Below are 17,499 nucleotides of genomic sequence, written 5' to 3' on the forward strand. Positions count from 1 at the left end.
TTAACGGTTAGGTGTGTAGGCCGCATTCGGTTTTGGTGGATCCTTGCCACCGGCCGGACCGGGGGTCGTCGCCGGGTTCTACGGGGAATGTGCAGGTGGCGCATCCAATTGAGGGGTAGCCCTGCGTGGTCAGCGGGTGGGTGATTAGCTGGTTGTCTTCGATGAATTTCTCGGTGTCGGCAAGGCTCCAGGTGACAAGTGGTGAGACTTTTAGTCGCCCAGTCGCATCGAGGCTGAGCGCCGGTGCGGTCGTCCTCGTTGGCCCATCAGCCCGGCGCAGACCCGTGACCCAGGCAGCGTAGTTGCTTAACGACGCCGCCAGTGGTTCCACCTTCCGCATTCGGCAACACGCTGTCGGGTTGGAAAGATACAGGCTCGGGCCATATTCCTCGTTTTGTTCGGCGATACTCAAGATCGGGGTTGCGGTGAGCACATGCTGCGGGTACCTCGCCGCAACCTGGTTTTTCACGCTAAGCGTTTCCGGGAAGTGGTAGCCGGTGTCTAAAAACAACAAGTCGGCTTCTGGCAGGTGCCGGTGAGCTAATTCCGCCAAGACAGTGTTTTCCATCGACATGGTCACTGCCACCGGTCCGGGTGCGTGTTCGTTGAGCCAGGTGAGGATTTCAGCGGCGGGGGCGTCGAAAAGCGAATCCGCGTATCGGTTGACCAGGTCGGCGTTTACTGCCGCCACCTCAGGAGCAAGTGGAGTGGTGTGGCGGGTGCCAGCCGGGGAAATTGCTGGGTCTTTTTTCGTAATATTGAGCAGGTTCATAGTAAATGTCCACGGGTCGAAAGGGAACGATGGAGCGCCTGGCTTGCCGATAACGCCGGGGCGGGTGAGTGCTGTGCATCGTTGGTGCCGAAAAACTTCACCTCAAACACTCGGCTGCAATCTATGCAATGCCAGGAAAACTCGGAGTCTTCTGCTGGGAACAACACCTCGGCCGCACAATAGGGGCAATGCAGCGGATGGTTACGATTCGGATTGGGTTTTCTTCGCATTCTCATTGCAGATCCTCCTCCGCTGCCCGTACCACCCAGTCCCGAAACTGCTCACCGTCGCTGCGTTGCGCCTGAAACTTTTCGACCACACGCACCACATAGTCACCCAGTTCAGCACTGGTTACCTTGTGTCCGCGCAGCTTGCGGCCAAAATTCGGATCCAAACCCAGGGCCCCACCCAAATGCACTTGGAATCCCTCCACCCGGTTGCCCGCATCGTCGGTCACCGTTTGTCCTTTCAAACCAATGTCCGCCACCTGGGACCGCGCGCACGCATTCGGGCACCCATTGAGCGAAATCTTCAACGGGACATCCAGCTGACCCAGCCGGTCTTCAAGCTCATCCACCAATTCGATGGCCCTCGCCTTGGTGGTCACATGCGCAAGCTTGCAAAACTCCAAACCAGTGCAAGAAATAATGCCGCGCCTAAATTCCGATGGATTCGAATACAGTCCCGTCGCATCCAACGCCGCCGCCAGCGCGGACAACTGTGACTGATCAATGTCTAGGAACAACAATTCCTTATCGGTAGTAGTACGCAACCGACTGACACCAAATTCCTCGGCCACCTCAGCGATAGCGATCAGCTGCTCACCAGTAGCGTGCCCAACCGTGGGTTTTACCCCTAGATAAAAGCGGCCATCTTTCTGCGGATGGATGCCGAGATGATCCCTGTTACCTGGGTTAATTGCTGCAGCTGGGCCGTCGACAAGCGAATAGCCCAAATACTCTTCTTCCAGCACTTGCCGAAACTTCTCAATCCCCCACTGCGCAACCAAAAACTTCAACCGGGCGCGATTACGCAACCGCCGAAAACCGTAATCTCGGAACACCCGGGCAACCCCGGCCCACACCTCAGGCACCTTAGCCAGCGGAATCCACGCACCTAAACTTTGGGCCAGCATCGGATTCGTGGACAACCCACCACCTACAAAACACTCAAAGCCGGGGCCGAACTCGGGGTGAACGCTACCGATAAACGACACATCCTGAATTTCATGCGTCACATCCTGGCGCGCATGGCCGCTAATCGCCGACTTAAATTTACGCGGCAGATTCCGAAATTCCTCCCGCGGCAAATACTCCTGAATGATTGCGTCGATTGCGGGGCTAGCATCAATAATCTCATCCGCAGCAATCCCAGCCACCGGCGACCCCAAAATCACCCGTGGCACATCACCGCACCCAAGCATCGTAGATAACCCATGCGCCTCCAATTTCTCCCAAATAGCAGGCACATCTTCGATCCGAATCCAATGCAATTGAATATTCTGGCGATCAGTAAAATCCGCTGTCGACCGGGCATAATCCCGCGAAATCTCCCCCACAACCTTTAGCTGCTGTGGACTTAACCGGCCGCCGTCAAAACGAATCCGCAGCATAAAGAATTCGTCCTGCAATTCCGTATTGCTTAACTGGCCGGTGTGCTCACCACCTAAATCCTGACGACGCTGAGTGTAAAGCCCAAGCCACTTAAACCGGGGCGCAAGATCCTCCGCCGAGATCGACGAGAACCCCTGCTTGGAATAGACCTCAATAATTCGTTCTCGCGCGGCTAGCACGTCTTCTTCTTGCTTAATCCGTTCATCGTCATTGAGAGGGGTGGCACCGTCAATCTTCCACTGCCCTTCAGGCTTTGCTTTTCGACGAGTTTTGGTCGGCGTTTTGGTTGGTGCAGTCATATCCACTCCTAAAAAATCGAATTATCTGAACGCTAACCGCACCAAGTAGTCTATTTCAAGCATACTATTTAGTTTTTTATTTATACGCTGCTAAATAGCATATTTTTCCGTGAATCAAATTATCTAGCTCCATTGCTTGGAGGCAATTAAATGTCATAACAGACCAAGCTGTCTACAATATCCCATCGACGCTTCCCTAATTTCAGCTAAACCTCCCACTCAACAACACACGCCACCCGCACATCCAAGCATCCCAGTCACCGCAACCTTGAGAAGGGAAAACCACGCCGACAACAACGCACATCGCCCCGCGTCGACAAGCGACACCGCCAACCCATTACGACAGACACGACCACCACGATCCTTCAAGTCGGAGATTCCTTCCCCAACGCCCAGAATCCCCAGCGACACTTACCTAAAAACCCCCAATCCCCGACCAAAAACAACACGCAGGGAAAACCACGCCGACAACAACGCACATCGCCCCGCGTCGACAAGTGACACCACCAACCCATTACGACAGACACGACCACCACGATCCTTCAAGTCGGAGATTCTCCTCGCGACCACACAAACCCCAGCGGCCGCATCCCCAAAACCCCCAATCTCCGACCGCAAGCCTGACCGCGACCACAACCTCCAACCCAATGCACCATAGCCACCCCCGCGCCGCAGCTTTTATGCCCACGTAGAGGAGGCAATGACGCGATGCGCTACACCCGTTTCGGAAGCTGTGTCGGCGTCAGGTGCGATACTTTTTGCATGTTCACAGATGCACAGAAAGATTTCATTTATCTACGTTCACTATCTCGTAATTTAATGCAAGCCAAGGAATTGGCGGGCCGGTCGCATAGCATTGTCACGCTTAGCTCAACCGTGGCGATGCCAATGAGATCGTTCGCGAATTTGAAGAGATGGCAGCAGTTTGAGACGCGAGTGCTAGCAGTGGCACACTCGACAAAACGAGCGGTGTTATGCGGAGTTGCGGCTGCGGCGGTGTGGGGAATTCCATATCTAATGCCGAGCAAGAATTTCAACATGGTGGAATTGTGCCTACCGGGCAATACCTCCCCAAAGGCAAAAAGTCGATGGCAGCCTGGGACTTTGTACCGTTACGGAACATTGCCCGCCGAGCATATCACCACAGTCAATGGCATGCGCGTGACAACCATTGAGCACACTTTCATTGACCTCTTACGACATTTCGGCGAGCTCAACGCATTGGCGTTCATTGAGGCGGCGATGTATAAGTTCAGATTGTCGAAGGCGAAGATAGTGCGCAATTTGTTGTCCATGCGCAATATTGACGGCCGGTCTCGAGCAATCGTACTCATGAAATCCGCCCGGGAAGGAATACAAAGTATATACGAGACGGTTGCACGGTTTTCCCTTGAAAAAGCTAACCTACCAGGCATTTCCTCGATTATTCCGCAGGCAGTTTTGCCGGAGCCGGGCCAGATTTACATCCCAGACCTACTGATAGATGGTTGGCTAATCATCGAGATTGATGGCGCCACAAAGTACCAGCAGAACCCCACCGTCACCGTCATGGCAGAGCGGGAGCGAGAACGATTATTACTGCGCCGGGGTTACACAATTCTGCGCTTTAGTCCCCGGGAGGTTTGGCATGAACTGGTACCGACAGTTCAAAACCTCCTGGAAAATCGGAAGAGAAAGGAGCTGCTGGCCGCTTAAATCAAAACCAAACAGACAGATCTGTCTACAATTAAATTCATGCTAAAAATAAAGCATAATGCGATAATTGGAGAATTCTACACACTGAGTACATTTACTTATCAGACTAAGCGGTCTATAGTTTTGAGCATATCTACCAAAGCTCATTACCACCGAAAGGGTTGGATCGATGTCTCCACTTCGCATCGCAGCCGTTAGCGCCAATGCTGCTGGCCTTTATGTCGCTGACTTACTGATGCGTTGTGCCATGCCGATCACGGTAGACATCTTCGACCAGGCCCCCGCCCCGGTGGGGTTGCGCCCTAACGCGGCGCAGGCAAATACCAAGCAAACAAGCCGAAGCTCGGTGCGCGTCATTGGCAATGTCACCATTGGCGCCGATGGCGACCTGTCGATTGAAAGCCTCAAGCCTTTCTACGACGCGGTAATTGTCGCCGACTTCGCTTCGGAGGCGCAGGCTCACGGCGCGGTAGCGGCTGCGGTTGGTATCGCAAAGTCCAAGGCCAAGCAGGCCCTTAGCGACATTACGCACGCGCTTGACGCTCACGGGGTGGCGTTTACCGAGTGGCGCGATGCGCTGTCGCTGCCGACCGATCGGACTTTGGCACAGTGGCAGGAAGTGGTGCGGGTGGCACGCGGCGTGCCGGTTTGCGTGTAGTTGGACAGGTGATTGGTTTAGCCGCTGGTCGTATTAGAGTATGACTCGGACATATTCTTTATCAGTTGAAAAGGTTTGCTCATGCCGTTTACCGCCAGCGTATCCACGATCCTTGGGGTAGTGGGTATCGTATTGTCGATTCCTGCGTGGTTATATTTCGCGCGGGCGGTGTACCGGATTTTTCGCCTCATTTCCGCAGGCCAACCTTCACCGAATCGCACAAATCGCCCGCTTACTCGGCTCAAGACAACAGTTGTGGAAATCTTGTTCCACACCGAATTGCTGCGTAAACCTGCTGTGGCGGTGGCGCATTGGTTCGTGATGATGGGATTCGTACTCGGCGCCGTGGTGTGGTTTGAGGCATACATCCAGACCTTTAATCCTGCTGGCGGCTGGCCAGTACTTTCTCATCTGCGGGTTTATCATTTTGTCGAAGAAGTCCTGGCGGTTGGTACCATCCTTGGCATTTGTTTCCTTTTCGCCGTTCGCTTTTCGACGCACTATCGCCGCAAGTTGTCCCGGTTTTACGGCTCCAACATGCGGGCGGCGCTCTTTGTAGAGTCGGTTATCTTGCTAGAGGGCCTTGGAATGCTCGCGGTTAAAGCGGGCAAGATTGCAACCTACGGTGATGGGTCACGGTGGGCAGATTTCCTCAGCATTCACCTGGCGAAGCTCCTACCTGCTTCACCTACTTTGATTAGTGTGTTTGCGCTCATCAAACTACTCATCGGTATGGTGTGGCTTATTGTTGTCGCCCGCAATCTCAACTGGGGAGTAGCCTGGCATCGTTTTTTGGCGTTTTTCAATATCTTCTTCCGCCGCGAGCCCGATGGCGAAAAAGCCTTGGGTAAACTTCCACCGCTAATCTCTCATGGGGAAGCTGTCACCCTGGAAAGCCTGGAAGAATCCGACGAAGAACCACAGTTGGGCGTTGGAACGGTTACCGATGCGTCGTGGAAAATGCTCCTCGACGTCACAAGCTGCACCGAATGCGGCCGCTGCCAGGAACAATGCCCCGCGTGGCACACGGATAAGCCGCTATCGCCGAAACTCCTTGTGCAAGGACTACGCGATGCCGCCGTCGAAAAGCCAGCATATTTAGCCGACGTTGATGTCCTCAAACTCGTCGGCGCTGGCCTGACCGTCGAACCTGATGTGTTGTGGAGCTGCACGAACTGCGGTGCCTGCGTCGAACAGTGTCCAGTGGATATCGAACACATTGACCACATAGCAAACCTGAGACGCTATCAAGTGCTGGCCGAATCCGAATTTCCGTCCGAGCTGACCAGCCTGTTTAAAAACCTTGAAGTCAAAGGCAATCCCTGGGGACGAGGTAGAGCAGAACGCCGCAGCTGGGTCGACGAAGCCCGCCGCGATGGCATCGAAGTCCCCATCCTCGGCACCGATGTCACCGATTTCGAATACCTATTCTGGGTGGGCTGTGCCGGGGCTTTCGACGACGCCGCCAAACGCACCACCCGCGCCGTCGTCGAACTACTACACACCGCTGGCGTTAACTTCGCTGTGCTGGCCCACAACGAAACCTGCACCGGCGATCCGGCCCGTCGCGCTGGCAACGAATTCCTCTTCCAACAACTTGCCCTGGAAAACATCGCTACGCTTAACGACGCCTTCGACGGCTACCCCAAAGGACAGCGCAAAATCATCACCACCTGCCCGCACTGCCTCAACACACTGCGCAACGAATACCCCGACTTCGACGGTCACTACGACGTATTCCACCACACTCAACTACTCAACCGACTCGTTCAGGAAAAACTACTCACCCCAATCCCACGCAGTCCCGAAAACCGCAAACCGATCACCTATCACGACCCGTGCTTCCTAGGTCGCCACAATAAAGTCTTCGACCCGCCACGCGAACTCATCGAGGCAACCGGTGCCAACCTTACCGAAATGCCACGCAATAAAAACGAAGGATTCTGCTGCGGCGCAGGCGGGGCACGGATGTTCATGGAAGAAAAACTCGGCACCCGAATCAACGAAAACCGCGCCGCCGAAGCCACCGCCACCGGTGCCGCCGAAGTTGCGGTCGGCTGCCCGTTCTGCAACACCATGCTCACCTCCGGGCTCAAAACCGTCTCCGACACCGCCCCCCAGGTCAAAGACGTCGCCCAAATGCTACGCGACTCCATACTTATCGACGGCAACCTGCCCACCCCACAACCCAAAAAACCAGTCAGTATCACCAGGCCACCGAAGAAACCCAATCCCCCACAATCGGCAGAAAATATACGCACAGCTTCCGCCGCCAAACCTGCAGCTAGCGGCGTCAGCGCACCAAAACCACCAGCGATTCCGATGCCCGGCCCGGCGGCTGTCCCCCCACCAGGCGTTGCGACGCCGGGCGGTGCGCAACCACCAGCGGCGACGCCACCTGCCGTGGTGCCACCTGTAGCGACCCCTCCTACTGCGGCACCACCAGCGGTCGCCCCACCGACTGCACCGGTCGCTTTCCCACCAGTTCCTGCGCCGCCCGCGGTTGCACCCCCTACCGCTAGTCCGCCAACAGCGACTCCGCCAACAGCGGCACCACCCGCGGCTGCGCCGCCCGTCGCCGGTCCACCAGCAGCGACGCCACCAGTTCCTGCGCCGCCCGCAGCTTCACCGCCCGCTGCCACCCCGCCGTCCCCAACGCCGCCCGCGGTTGCACCCCCTACCGCTAGTCCACCAACAGCGGCACCACCAGTGGCTACACCACCAACCCCGACCCCGCCCGGCCAAAGCCCGGAAGAATCTGACTAACCACAGTCATCCGAGAAAGTAGGATCATGTACCGCGTCAAGCTGAGCCCTATGCTGCGTTCATACCTTGAGCAGGCAGGTTACGAGGGCGATTACTTAGTGGATGTGGTTGGTAACCCTACCGTGGCAGAGTATCTTTCGTGGGGGTTTAAACTGTCGCAGGAGTTAAAAGACGTGTTGTTGGTCTGTGCGGGTTGGCGGATCACGGTTCCGCAATCCGCTTCCGGCCAGGCAGCGTTTGATATGGAGTTTCTCGATTCTGCGCGCCTTAATGATTTGTTTTCACCAGAGATCATCCAGGATTATGAGCAAGAGTTTGGGCTAGTTGGGCTTGTTCCGTTTGCGGTGTCGCATGGCGGTGTCATCGAATTGTTTAAAGATCATATGCAGCGGGTTGTCGCAATCGCATATCGCTCTGAGGTGATCACTTATGGTGGTCGCTCGTTTAAGGCTAGTGTGGACGCATGGTTGTCCCATGAGCAAAACTCCACATAAATCAGGGCAAACCCTGAGGGACAGCTAGTACCCGGATGGGCTATTGTTATGGGTATGAGTCACCCGTTTAATCCCGATTATCGTATTAGTGACACGGAGCGGCAGCAGGCCATGGAAGACCTCGGGGCGCATTTCGCGGCTGGGCGGCTGACCATGGAGGAATACGATGAGCGGCTAACCCAGATTGCACAATCCGTTATGAAGTCGGATTTGTATCCGGTGTTTGATGACCTCCCGACATCGATTAGCCCGATTGGTGGCACTGCGGTGGAAGCTAGCTATTCCGTACGCGAGATTGATGAGCTCCGGAGCCGAGGCCGCAACGTTCGGTTGGGAATTTTGGGGTTGGCGGCGGTTCTTGGTTTCACATTGGAGGCGCTTGTTATGCCAGCTACTCCGATTTTTCTGTTCACGATTGTGCCAGTGACGTTCATTGTCTTGTATGTGTTAAAGCTTGGGCCGAAGGAATGGCATACACCAAGTTCAGCGAAGTTGGAGCGGGCGCGACTGCGGGAATTGAAATTGAGTCAATCGAAAAGACTTATGGAATTGGAAATCGCGAACGCGCAGATGCGTGCGGAGCAGAAAGCAATTCGACAGCAGCGGCAGGCGGAGTTGACAAATAATGCGATGGACTTGGCTAATCAAGCTATAAGGAAGTGGCGGCAACGTAAATAAGAACAACTTGTGTGCGTGATTGGCTAAAACGTGGCAAAATTTAGCGGGTGAATAAGAAAGCTGCACCTAAACGCTCCCGGCGGGTATTTGACCAGTCGGAGAAGATGAAGAATGTTCTGTATGAAATCCGTGGCCCGGTCGCGGAAGAAGCGGAGCGGCTAGAGCTGGACGGGCACCGGATTTTAAAGCTTAATACTGGTAATCCGGCTATTTTTGGCTTTGAGGCGCCCGATGTGATTATGCGCGACATGATTGCGTCGTTGCCTACCTCGCAGGGGTATTCCACGTCGAAGGGTATTATTCCGGCCCGGCGCGCTATCGTGACCCGCTATGAGGTGATTCCCGGTTTTCCTTATTTCGACGTCGATGACGTGTATTTGGGTAATGGGGTTTCCGAATTAATTACGATGACTACCCAGGCGCTGCTTAACGACGGCGACGAGGTCCTTATCCCTGCACCGGATTATCCGCTGTGGACTGCTGCTACATCTTTGGCGGGTGGCAAGCCAGTGCATTATTTGTGCGATGAGGAGGATAATTGGAATCCTTCGATAGAAGACATTCGGTCGAAGGTTACTGAGCGCACGAAGGCAATCGTTGTCATTAATCCCAATAATCCGACGGGTGCGGTGTATCCGGTTAGTGTACTGAAGCAGATTGTTGAGATTGCCAGGGAACACGATTTGCTGATTCTGGCGGACGAAATCTACGACCGCATACTTTACGATGGCGCCGAGCACACCTCAATTGCCACTTTGTGCCCCGATCTGTTGTGTATCACTTACAACGGCTTGTCCAAAGCATATCGGGTGGCTGGCTACCGGGCTGGCTGGATGGTGGTCACCGGGCCCAAGGCCCACGCTAAGGGTTTTATTGAGGGCTTGGATTTGCTGGCGGGAACCCGGCTGTGTCCTAATGTTCCAGCTCAGCATGCTATTCAGGTGGCGTTAGGTGGGCGGCAGTCCATTTACGATTTCACCTCTGAAAGCGGCAGGTTAACCAAGCAGCGCAATGTTGCGTGGGAGAAGCTCAATGAGATTCCTGGGGTCAGTTGCGTTAAGCCTATGGGTGCACTGTATGCGTTTCCGAAGCTGGATTTGGAGTATTACGACATTCATGACGATGCCCAGTTGATGCTGGATCTGCTTCGTGCCGAAAAGATCCTCCTTGTGCATGGCACTGGTTTCAATTGGCCAAAGCCGGATCATTTCCGGGTTGTGACCTTGCCGTGGGCGAGCGAACTTGGTGAAGCTATCGATCGGTTGGGCAATTTCTTGTCCAGTTACAAGCAGTAGGGGCTGGTATGGGTAGACATTCAAATAGGCCAACCGTACGGGCAGTCGCCGCCCCTCCTCCGTCGAAAAGCAAAGAAACAACCATGACGCTCTGGCGCTGGTTATTGGTTGGCTTTCTGGCGTTGTGGGTCTTAGGTACCGGTGTTGGCTTGGCGAAAATGTGGCCCGGTGATCAAAAACCAAACATTGCGCCGGAGTTTTACACCAGCTTCAATTTGGGCCACAAGCAAGTTGGCGGCACGGTGCTTTTCGTGCAACCCGGTGCCTGTTCGGCGGCGGAAACGGGGACGCTTTTTGATACCGCACCTCGGGTGGTGCTTGGCGCGCCGGAGGAATGCGAATGGTACATCATTGAAATCAGCGAAGGTGCCGGGGCTGGCATGCGAACCCTGATTATCAATTCAAATCAGCCTGGCGAACCCACCTTGGAACAAGGCGACAAGATTCTTCTTTTAGAATCCGAGGGGGAAAACGGGGCACCGCTTTATGCTTTCAGTGACTTGGAGCGCACTATGCCGCTGTTGTCGTGGGGCATTCTCATCGCGCTGGTTATCATCGCCTGCGCGTTGCTGCGCGGTGTGCGTGCACTTATCGGTTTGCTGATTACGATGCTAGTCGTCGTTTTTTTCACGCTCCCGGTGTTGCTGCTAGGTGCCCCGCCTATCAGCACGGCAGTCGTAAGTGGCGCAACAATCCTGCTGGCTGTCGTGGTGCTTGTTCATGGGTTTAACTGGAAGTCGGCCTCCGCGCTGGGCGGCACACTGATCGCACTGGGGATCGCTGCGTGGCTGGCCAGCGTGGCTATAGACAATAACCACCTTAGAGGGTTGGGCGACGAAGATAATCTTTCGATCATTCTTTACTTACCCGATGTGTCGGTTCGTGGTCTTATGCTGTGTGGTTTTATCATCGGCGCGCTTGGTGTTCTCAACGATGTCGCCATCTCCCAGTCCTCGACTGTCAACGAGCTAGCTGAGCTTGATCCCGAGGCGGGCCCCATGCGCATCTTCGTTGGTGCAATGAAGGTCGGTCGCGATCATATTTCGTCAATGGTTTACACCTTGGTCCTTACCTATACTGGTGCTTCTCTGCCGTTGTTGCTGTTATTGACGATCTCCGAACGGCCCCTGTTGCAAACCCTCACCAGCGATACCGTTGCCACCGAAATTCTGCGTTCCGGGATCGGTGCCTTGGCTCTTACGCTCGCAGTACCTATCACAACACTGATCGCAGCGTTTACGGTGCCAGAATCCAGTCGGCGATAACGATCTGTTCACCGCTGCTCGCCTACCGGCCCAAGAAGCTGGTAGGCATTTTGTGTTCTAGGGTCGTGGGTTTTCCTGAAGTCGGAGATTGTCTCCCCCGCGCGGGGATTCTTTTGGCACCACGGGTAAAAATCCGACCTGAGCTTTTCGACGCCCCACGCCACCGATCCCATTACCAACGACACGCAGGTTTCCGTTCAGTAGCTTATGAAGTCGGAGATTTCCAAGCGGCGTTACTAAAGCCCCATGTGAATGTCGCCCATCGATAAGCGGAATCCGGAATCTCCGACTTTGACTGGTCACGTTCCAATCAGCTATTCAGCGGTCACAAAAGCTATATTGTGCAGGTGCTAGATAGGCCAGAAGCCTGCCACTTTCCACGGCGGCAGGCTTCTTTATTTGCTCGTTTCTTCTTGTCGGGAATCTGTCGTGCCCGACGTCGGAGTTGCAGATGGGCTTCCAGTCGTTCTGGATTCATTTTCCACATCCGCCGGTCGGCTTTCTTCGCCATGGTTGCACCCCCTTCTTGTGTAATTGGTGCGGGTTTTATCTTAGCTGTCCACGTCGCCGATTGCACAGGGAACTTTTCGACGCCCCAGAACGCAGGATCACCTATGTTTCTAGCAATTATTGGTTAAAGGTGCACTAACAAAACCAAAAACACAAAGTTAAATTTAAGTTTTCTTAGTTTATTCCAAGATATGGTAGCATGTTGTTTACATTTCAACATTTCTCACTTGCCAAGGGAAACTCATGAAAAATCTGCCATTTAACCCCCAAGCGCTCACAGCAATCGCCACCGTGCTTGGACTCATTATCAGTGTCCTCAGCCTTTTGTCCATAGGGTTAAGCCTCGGGTTCGCCGGATCCTCGCACCTACAGCAGTACGAACCCAACCTCAAACCACAAGGCAATGTCAAAGTCACTCCCCTTAAACCAGGTGAAACGATCAACGTCGCCCAAGGCGATACAGTTTTTACCGCCAGCACCAATAAATTTGGCATCTGCACACTTGGTTACGTCAACCCAGCCACCCGCACCGGACTATACCCAGCACATTGCACCACCCAATTTCCCGTCGGTTCACCGGTATACCTCAACCCCAAAGGCACCACTAACGCCATCGAAATAGGAACTTTTACGGGCACAAACACCAACTACAGTCCACTCGGGGGCCAAACAGCAGCCAATAATGCGAACAATCTCGCATATATCACCTTCAACGATTCAGTCACGTTCACTGCAAACCCTAATCGACATTCAGGTGATTTAATTCAAACTCATGCCCCCGATGAGGGAACTCGCGCCTGTGCACTATTGACCGGCACCGATACCCCTAAGTGCGGAACAATCATCTACACCACATACGGAGATTACCCGGTAATAGCGCTTGACGACGCACCCGCAGGCGAAGCTGGTGGGCCAGTATGGATCGAGACGGGCGGAATGATTGGCCTGGCCACCCTACCTATAGCCGGAAATCGGTTCACCCCCGAAAACACCATCGAACCATTTTCTGGCTACCTAGTAACCACCCTGAGCCACGCCTACGATAGAGACCGCGCTAGCCTGCCGTTTCACTAACGGAAATTCAAATACGCCCGAGAAGGAGTCGGCCCCCGCTGCCCCTGATACTTTGACCCCAGCGTTCCAGAACCATAGGGAACTTGGGCTGGGCTAGTCATACGGAATAGCGCCAGCTGCCCCACCTTCATTCCAGGCCACAAGGTGATCGGCAAATTTGCCACATTCGACAATTCCAAGGTGATATATCCGGAGAAACCGGGGTCGATAAAACCAGCTGTCGAGTGGGTTAACAGCCCCAACCGACCTAAAGAGGACTTGCCCTCCAGGCGGCCAGCCATGTGCGGTGGCAGCGTAAACTTCTCCAACGTTGATCCCAACACGAATTCCCCTGGATGCAGAACAAAAGGCTCATCTTCGGGCACTTCCACAAGACTCGTTAAATCATCTTGTTGCAGCTTGGGGTCAATATGGGTGTACTTGGAATTGTTAAATACCCGGAAGAATCGATCCATGCGTACATCTACACTCGACGGTTGAATCAACGCAGGATCGAACGGTTCAATGGTCAGGTCGCCAGCTTCGATCGCTGCACGAATATCTTGGTCTGAGTAAAGCACGCCCTCAAGTGTAACGCCCAAACCTAGTAGTATGCACGACAACATACAGGCTATTTGCACCCACAACGCAGGACAGTGCTAATATGTTTTTCGTTGCCCCAAAACAACCACTGCCGATGTAGTTCAATGGTAGAATTTCTGCTTCCCAAGCAGACGGCGCGGGTTCGATTCCCGTCATCGGCTCCAAAACACCTCCTTGACCATATAGTCAGGAGGTTTTTCTCATCAATAACCATGCCTAATCTATCAATCGGCGAATACGCCTTCCCCGGACCACTTCGCGATCAATTGGTTGCGGCGATAGTCGCGGGCGAAAAAACGTCGACAAGCAGTTTGGTGGCGGAATACGTAGATTCACCACTCCCAAAGATCGGCGACAGAGAAATCGTCGTCGACTCAAACAACCAGCATGTTTGCATAACATGCGTCACCAACGTCTCCGTAGTCCAGTTTGCCAACGTGCCACTGTCGCACGCCCTAGCGGAAGGGGAAGGTTTTCGCACCGTTGCAGACTGGGCCGCCGAACATCGCGACTTCTGGCAATCACGTGAATTTCAAGAATCCCTACCGCAGCCCATCAGTATCACTGATCACACAGAAGTGGTCTGCGTGAGCTTTGTCGTAAGCCATATTTTTTAGCGCCACCACCACGCCACGCCGATATTTTTGAAAAATTTTTTTCAGCAAAAAGCCACTTCAAAGCTTATTTTGTGTCGCGAATCCCGGGAAACAAACAATCATTGGTTTGCACCAAGGGTTTAAGCGTGTAAGGTAGACGAAACTACATCAATTTTAGTGTGGCTACTTTGCCACCCTCTCACCTTGAAAAGAAAGGAGCATGCTGGACATGACACTCACTATGAAAAAGACCACCAAGCTCTCGACTCGGTGGGGGCAGTTATTCAGCAACTTCCTTCTGTCCCCCGAGGAACAGAAGACCACGCACGAACCTGCCGGAAAAATCGTTGAGACTGACACTCCGCAGTCGCTGCATGCTTTCATGAAGCAAACCCTGCGGGAGAACCGCTCCGCCAAACCCGCCGAAGGGGCCCCAACTTGCAGCATCCTCTTCGTTTCCGAAGATAACGCGGCCCGTACCCAGATCGCATCTGCCTACGCTCGCTTCCTAGGCGGCGAGCAGGTATTCGTGCGTTCCGTAGGTACCACCCCGGCGTACCAAGTGGATCCGGCGGTCATTGAAGTACTGAAAGAGCGTGGCATCCCCACCGAAGACCTCAAGCCGAAGACTTTCAACCCCCACTCTGTTAACAGTGTGGATGAAATCATCATTTTCGGTGAAGGCACTAATATTGGCGACGCTGCCCAGACATGGGACATCACCAAGCATACTGATGACAAAACACACATTCATGCCATGTGTGACGCGGTTGAGGCACATGTGCGAGAGCTTCTGATTAAGTTCAACATCAAGCCCACCCCTCACGACACCGTGATTCCGGAGTTCCTCGCCGCATAGCAGCTTGCAGGCTCCGAAGCCCACCGCCTACCTCCTTGACACTAGAGAAGGTAGGCGGTTTTTACTTTACGACGCCCCCACCGCCTCGGAACGTCGTTGTGAAGTCGGAGATTAATCTATGCCGTGCGGAAGATTCCTGGAGTTTTAGCGCCAGCAACACGAAATCCCCGACTTCAAAGGGCGTCTATGGCAAAGCTACAGCTATGCATGTATGAAAAGGATTGAGCTGATACAAAAACGCCAGTGGTGTCGCATCTACAGACGCACCACCACTGGCGTTAACAAGAGCAATTAGCCAAGACGCTTAATTGCTTTGTTTGATAGCCGCTCCACAACGAATGCAATGTTCGGAAGATACGGCGCCAGGAAGGCCGCCACAGTACCAACCAATGCAAGGAGGGATACACCTAAACCAGCTACCAAACCATAGAACTGCTTCTGGTGTTTAGCACTGTCTTGCTTATTCTTTTCTTCCAGTTCCTTCGCCTTACGCTCGGCATTCTCTTTCGCAGCAATGGCGGCTGCTTTATCCTTTTCAGCTTGGGATTGCGCAAGCTCTGCTGCAGCTAACGCATCTTGTGCACGCTTTGCTTCAGCGGTTTTCTGATCCAATTTCCGCTGAGCGTCATCGGCCTTTTCCTTAGCTTGCTTGGCAGCTTCGCGGGCTACTTGAGCCTCTGCTTTCGCTTTGTTCGCTTCAGCCTCAGCTGCCTGGAGCTTGGATTCCAAGTCGTTGACTTTTGTTTCAGAATCTTTCTGCGCCTTTTCGGCTGCAATGAGCTTGGTATTGGCTGCTGCTAGCTTTGCTTTAGTTTCCTTGAGTTCCGCATTAACTCGTGCCTTGGCTTCTTCAGCATCTTTCCGCAACCGTTCCGCCTCAGCTAGCCGTGTTGCCAGATCATTTTGCCCGTTTTGGTTTTTGCGCTTGAGTTGATCAAGCTCATTGGTTAGACGCTCAATAGTCTGCTGTAGGCGTGCATTCTGCTGTTCAAGCGCAGTTTTTGCTTCGCGGACTTTCCCAAGTTCTTCGTTAAGCGATTTAGCTTGTTCACTCAGGTTGCCGTTTTCAACTTTTAGGGAATCTAGTTGTTTTTGCAGTTCAGCTTGGTTTTGTTCGGCAGTTTGCTTATCGCGTTCAAGTGCCTGCTTGTCCAGGTTCAGTTGTTCAACTTGTTTTTGTAGCGAGTCGCGTTGTTGAGTCAGAGTTTCATTCTGCTCATTAGCCTGAGCTAGTTCGGCTTCTTTTTCCTTCAAATCCTTGTTTGCGAGTGCCAAGAGGTTGTTCACAGTGTCCAGATTTTCTTGAATGCCATTAGCCCTGTTGGTCTCAGCAGTTAACTTCTTTTGAAGTTCTTCCTTTTCAGCGGTTAGCTGGGCGATGGTGGCATCTTTGGTTTTTGCATCCTCTAAGGCACGGGCAAGCTCGGCTTCTTTGTTAACCAGCGATTGCTGGGCTTGATTCATGTCAATCTTAGAATCAGCCAGTTCCTGCGTCAGTCGCGCCACATCAGCCTTGGCCTGGGTCAATTCGGCCCCGTCTTTGACGGTCAGCGTGGTTAGGACATTTTTATAAGGATCGAAGGTGCAGGTGATCTGAGAGATTCGAACTGGGTTAGCTTTGGTTTCCGCTTTTTGGGCATACAGGTCAGCGGTAAGTGTATCAAGGGTAACTGGAAGCTCACCGACGGTTTGTGGCACTACCTGTAGGTTCCATGCACCGCCGAAGGAGACGGTGAATTTACTTTGGTCGCCGCGTTGCTTTGCAGCGCCTAATTCGACATCACGTGGTTGCTTTAATTCCGATAAAAAGCCCTGTGAATTTGAGTTTAATTTAAGGTTTTTAAGGCTAAAATAAGGTAAGCCGGTTTTAGGGTCCAAACCAAGCGCCCTGTTTGCCTGAAAGGCGGATTTTTCCACACCAACGGAAGGCAGGGTGGCGGTAATGGAAACAGGCTTACCCACCTCCACAGCATCGGGGACGGTAACAGTTACCGGCAAATCAAAGGACCCCTGCAGGTTCGTATTGCCACCAGTTGCAGCTACATTCTGCACACACTGAGAAACTTTAAGGCTTCCAGCCTCTTCTTTTGCGTGAGCAGACGGCACTTGAAAGCCACCAAGTGCAACCGCAGCCAAGGTGACTGCACTAAAACCAGTACGAAACTTTTTCGCCATGAGGTTATTAACTCCTGTGCTTAGGGTGAGCAATTTTCACTAAAAAAAGTTACCTAAATCAGGAAAAGCTGAAAGTCGCATAGATGCTTTTTTAGCTTTTTAAATGGAAACCCAAGGTCGCATTAATTCCGATTAGCCGAATTTAGGGGTAAAAAGAAACTGGTTTTA

Annotated in this window: 18 protein-coding genes and 1 tRNA gene; 11 read left to right on the forward strand and 8 right to left on the reverse strand. The window is 53.3% G+C overall.

Annotation, left to right across the window (positions count from 1 at the left end; translation table 11 throughout):
* Window positions 1-7: 7 nt before the first annotated feature.
* The 4 genes from CMUST_RS13655 to CMUST_RS16845 all read right to left on the reverse strand — a co-directional run bounded on the left by CMUST_RS13655 (window position 8) and on the right by CMUST_RS16845 (window position 3,053).
* Window positions 8-772 (reverse strand): phosphoadenylyl-sulfate reductase, encoded by a 765-nt coding sequence (locus CMUST_RS13655; RefSeq protein WP_047262971.1) that lies wholly within the window; start codon window positions 770-772, stop codon window positions 8-10.
* Window positions 769-1,008, reverse strand: a complete 240-nt coding sequence (locus CMUST_RS16430) for a hypothetical protein (protein ID WP_083987594.1) — start codon at window positions 1,006-1,008, stop codon at window positions 769-771. The genes CMUST_RS13655 and CMUST_RS16430 overlap by 4 nt, the downstream gene beginning before the upstream one ends.
* A complete protein-coding gene (locus tag CMUST_RS13660; RefSeq protein ID WP_047262972.1) occupies window positions 1,005-2,684 on the reverse strand; it encodes a nitrite/sulfite reductase in 1,680 nt (559 codons plus the stop codon). Before CMUST_RS13660 ends, CMUST_RS16430 begins: the two co-directional genes overlap by 4 nt.
* A gap of 219 nt (window positions 2,685-2,903) precedes the next feature.
* The gene (locus CMUST_RS16845; RefSeq protein WP_158408236.1) at window positions 2,904-3,053 is read right to left on the reverse strand and encodes a hypothetical protein; all 150 of its coding nucleotides are present in this window, start codon (window positions 3,051-3,053) and stop codon (window positions 2,904-2,906) included.
* 393 nt (window positions 3,054-3,446) lie between these two features.
* On the opposite strand from CMUST_RS16845, the gene CMUST_RS13665 reads away from it, so the two are divergent.
* The 7 genes from CMUST_RS13665 (at window position 3,447) to CMUST_RS13695 (ending at window position 11,535) form a co-directional block, all read left to right on the forward strand.
* Window positions 3,447-4,379 carry a DUF559 domain-containing protein gene (locus CMUST_RS13665; RefSeq protein WP_158408237.1) on the forward strand — a complete coding sequence of 311 codons (933 nt, stop codon included), beginning with the start codon at window positions 3,447-3,449 and terminating at the stop codon, window positions 4,377-4,379.
* A gap of 169 nt (window positions 4,380-4,548) precedes the next feature.
* Window positions 4,549-5,037, forward strand: coding sequence for a hypothetical protein (locus CMUST_RS13670; protein WP_047262974.1), 489 nt, complete (start codon window positions 4,549-4,551; stop codon window positions 5,035-5,037).
* Window positions 5,038-5,118: 81 nt separating this feature from the next.
* Window positions 5,119-7,803: a (Fe-S)-binding protein gene (locus CMUST_RS13675; protein ID WP_047262975.1), complete on the forward strand. Its 2,685-nt coding sequence runs from the start codon at window positions 5,119-5,121 to the stop codon at window positions 7,801-7,803.
* A gap of 26 nt (window positions 7,804-7,829) precedes the next feature.
* Window positions 7,830-8,297: an SMI1/KNR4 family protein gene (locus tag CMUST_RS13680; protein WP_047262976.1), complete on the forward strand. Its 468-nt coding sequence runs from the start codon at window positions 7,830-7,832 to the stop codon at window positions 8,295-8,297.
* A 54-nt stretch (window positions 8,298-8,351) separates the two neighbouring features.
* Complete coding sequence (locus tag CMUST_RS13685) at window positions 8,352-8,975, forward strand: DUF1707 SHOCT-like domain-containing protein (RefSeq protein ID WP_047262977.1); 624 nt, start codon at window positions 8,352-8,354, stop codon at window positions 8,973-8,975.
* Window positions 8,976-9,079: 104 nt separating this feature from the next.
* A complete protein-coding gene (locus CMUST_RS13690) occupies window positions 9,080-10,270 on the forward strand; it encodes a pyridoxal phosphate-dependent aminotransferase (RefSeq protein WP_083987767.1) in 1,191 nt (396 codons plus the stop codon).
* 8 nt (window positions 10,271-10,278) lie between these two features.
* Window positions 10,279-11,535, forward strand: a complete 1,257-nt coding sequence (locus CMUST_RS13695) for a YibE/F family protein (protein ID WP_047262979.1) — start codon at window positions 10,279-10,281, stop codon at window positions 11,533-11,535.
* A 57-nt stretch (window positions 11,536-11,592) separates the two neighbouring features.
* Here the strand turns inward: CMUST_RS13695 and CMUST_RS17085 are convergent, their stop codons facing one another.
* Window positions 11,593-11,838, reverse strand: a complete 246-nt coding sequence (locus tag CMUST_RS17085; protein WP_144414228.1) for a hypothetical protein — start codon at window positions 11,836-11,838, stop codon at window positions 11,593-11,595.
* A gap of 31 nt (window positions 11,839-11,869) precedes the next feature.
* On the reverse strand, window positions 11,870-12,046 hold the full coding sequence (locus tag CMUST_RS16910; RefSeq protein WP_169748510.1) for a hypothetical protein: 177 nt from the start codon (window positions 12,044-12,046) through the stop codon (window positions 11,870-11,872).
* 242 nt (window positions 12,047-12,288) lie between these two features.
* Between CMUST_RS16910 and CMUST_RS13700 the strand changes: the two genes are divergently transcribed.
* On the forward strand, window positions 12,289-13,119 hold the full coding sequence (locus CMUST_RS13700; protein ID WP_047262980.1) for a hypothetical protein: 831 nt from the start codon (window positions 12,289-12,291) through the stop codon (window positions 13,117-13,119).
* Here CMUST_RS13700 and dcd read toward each other — a convergent pair.
* Window positions 13,116-13,679, reverse strand: a complete 564-nt coding sequence (gene dcd, locus CMUST_RS13705; RefSeq protein ID WP_047263678.1) for a dCTP deaminase — start codon at window positions 13,677-13,679, stop codon at window positions 13,116-13,118. The two genes, CMUST_RS13700 and dcd, sit on opposite strands and share 4 nt — an antisense overlap.
* A gap of 112 nt (window positions 13,680-13,791) precedes the next feature.
* Between dcd and CMUST_RS13710 the strand changes: the two genes are divergently transcribed.
* The 3 genes from CMUST_RS13710 (at window position 13,792) to CMUST_RS13720 (ending at window position 15,156) form a co-directional block, all read left to right on the forward strand.
* Window positions 13,792-13,865: transfer RNA gene (locus tag CMUST_RS13710), tRNA-Gly, on the forward strand.
* 48 nt (window positions 13,866-13,913) lie between these two features.
* Window positions 13,914-14,318, forward strand: coding sequence for an ASCH domain-containing protein (locus CMUST_RS13715; protein WP_047262981.1), 405 nt, complete (start codon window positions 13,914-13,916; stop codon window positions 14,316-14,318).
* Between the two features lie 208 nt (window positions 14,319-14,526).
* Complete coding sequence (locus tag CMUST_RS13720; protein ID WP_047262982.1) at window positions 14,527-15,156, forward strand: arsenate reductase/protein-tyrosine-phosphatase family protein; 630 nt, start codon at window positions 14,527-14,529, stop codon at window positions 15,154-15,156.
* A gap of 291 nt (window positions 15,157-15,447) precedes the next feature.
* Here the strand turns inward: CMUST_RS13720 and CMUST_RS13725 are convergent, their stop codons facing one another.
* Entirely contained in the window at window positions 15,448-17,331 is a 1,884-nt protein-coding gene (locus CMUST_RS13725) for a coiled-coil domain-containing protein (protein ID WP_047262983.1), read from the reverse strand.
* Between the last annotated feature and the right edge of the window lie 168 nt (window positions 17,332-17,499).

The sequence above is a fragment of the Corynebacterium mustelae genome (assembly GCF_001020985.1).
Lineage (GTDB): Bacteria > Actinomycetota > Actinomycetes > Mycobacteriales > Mycobacteriaceae > Corynebacterium > Corynebacterium mustelae.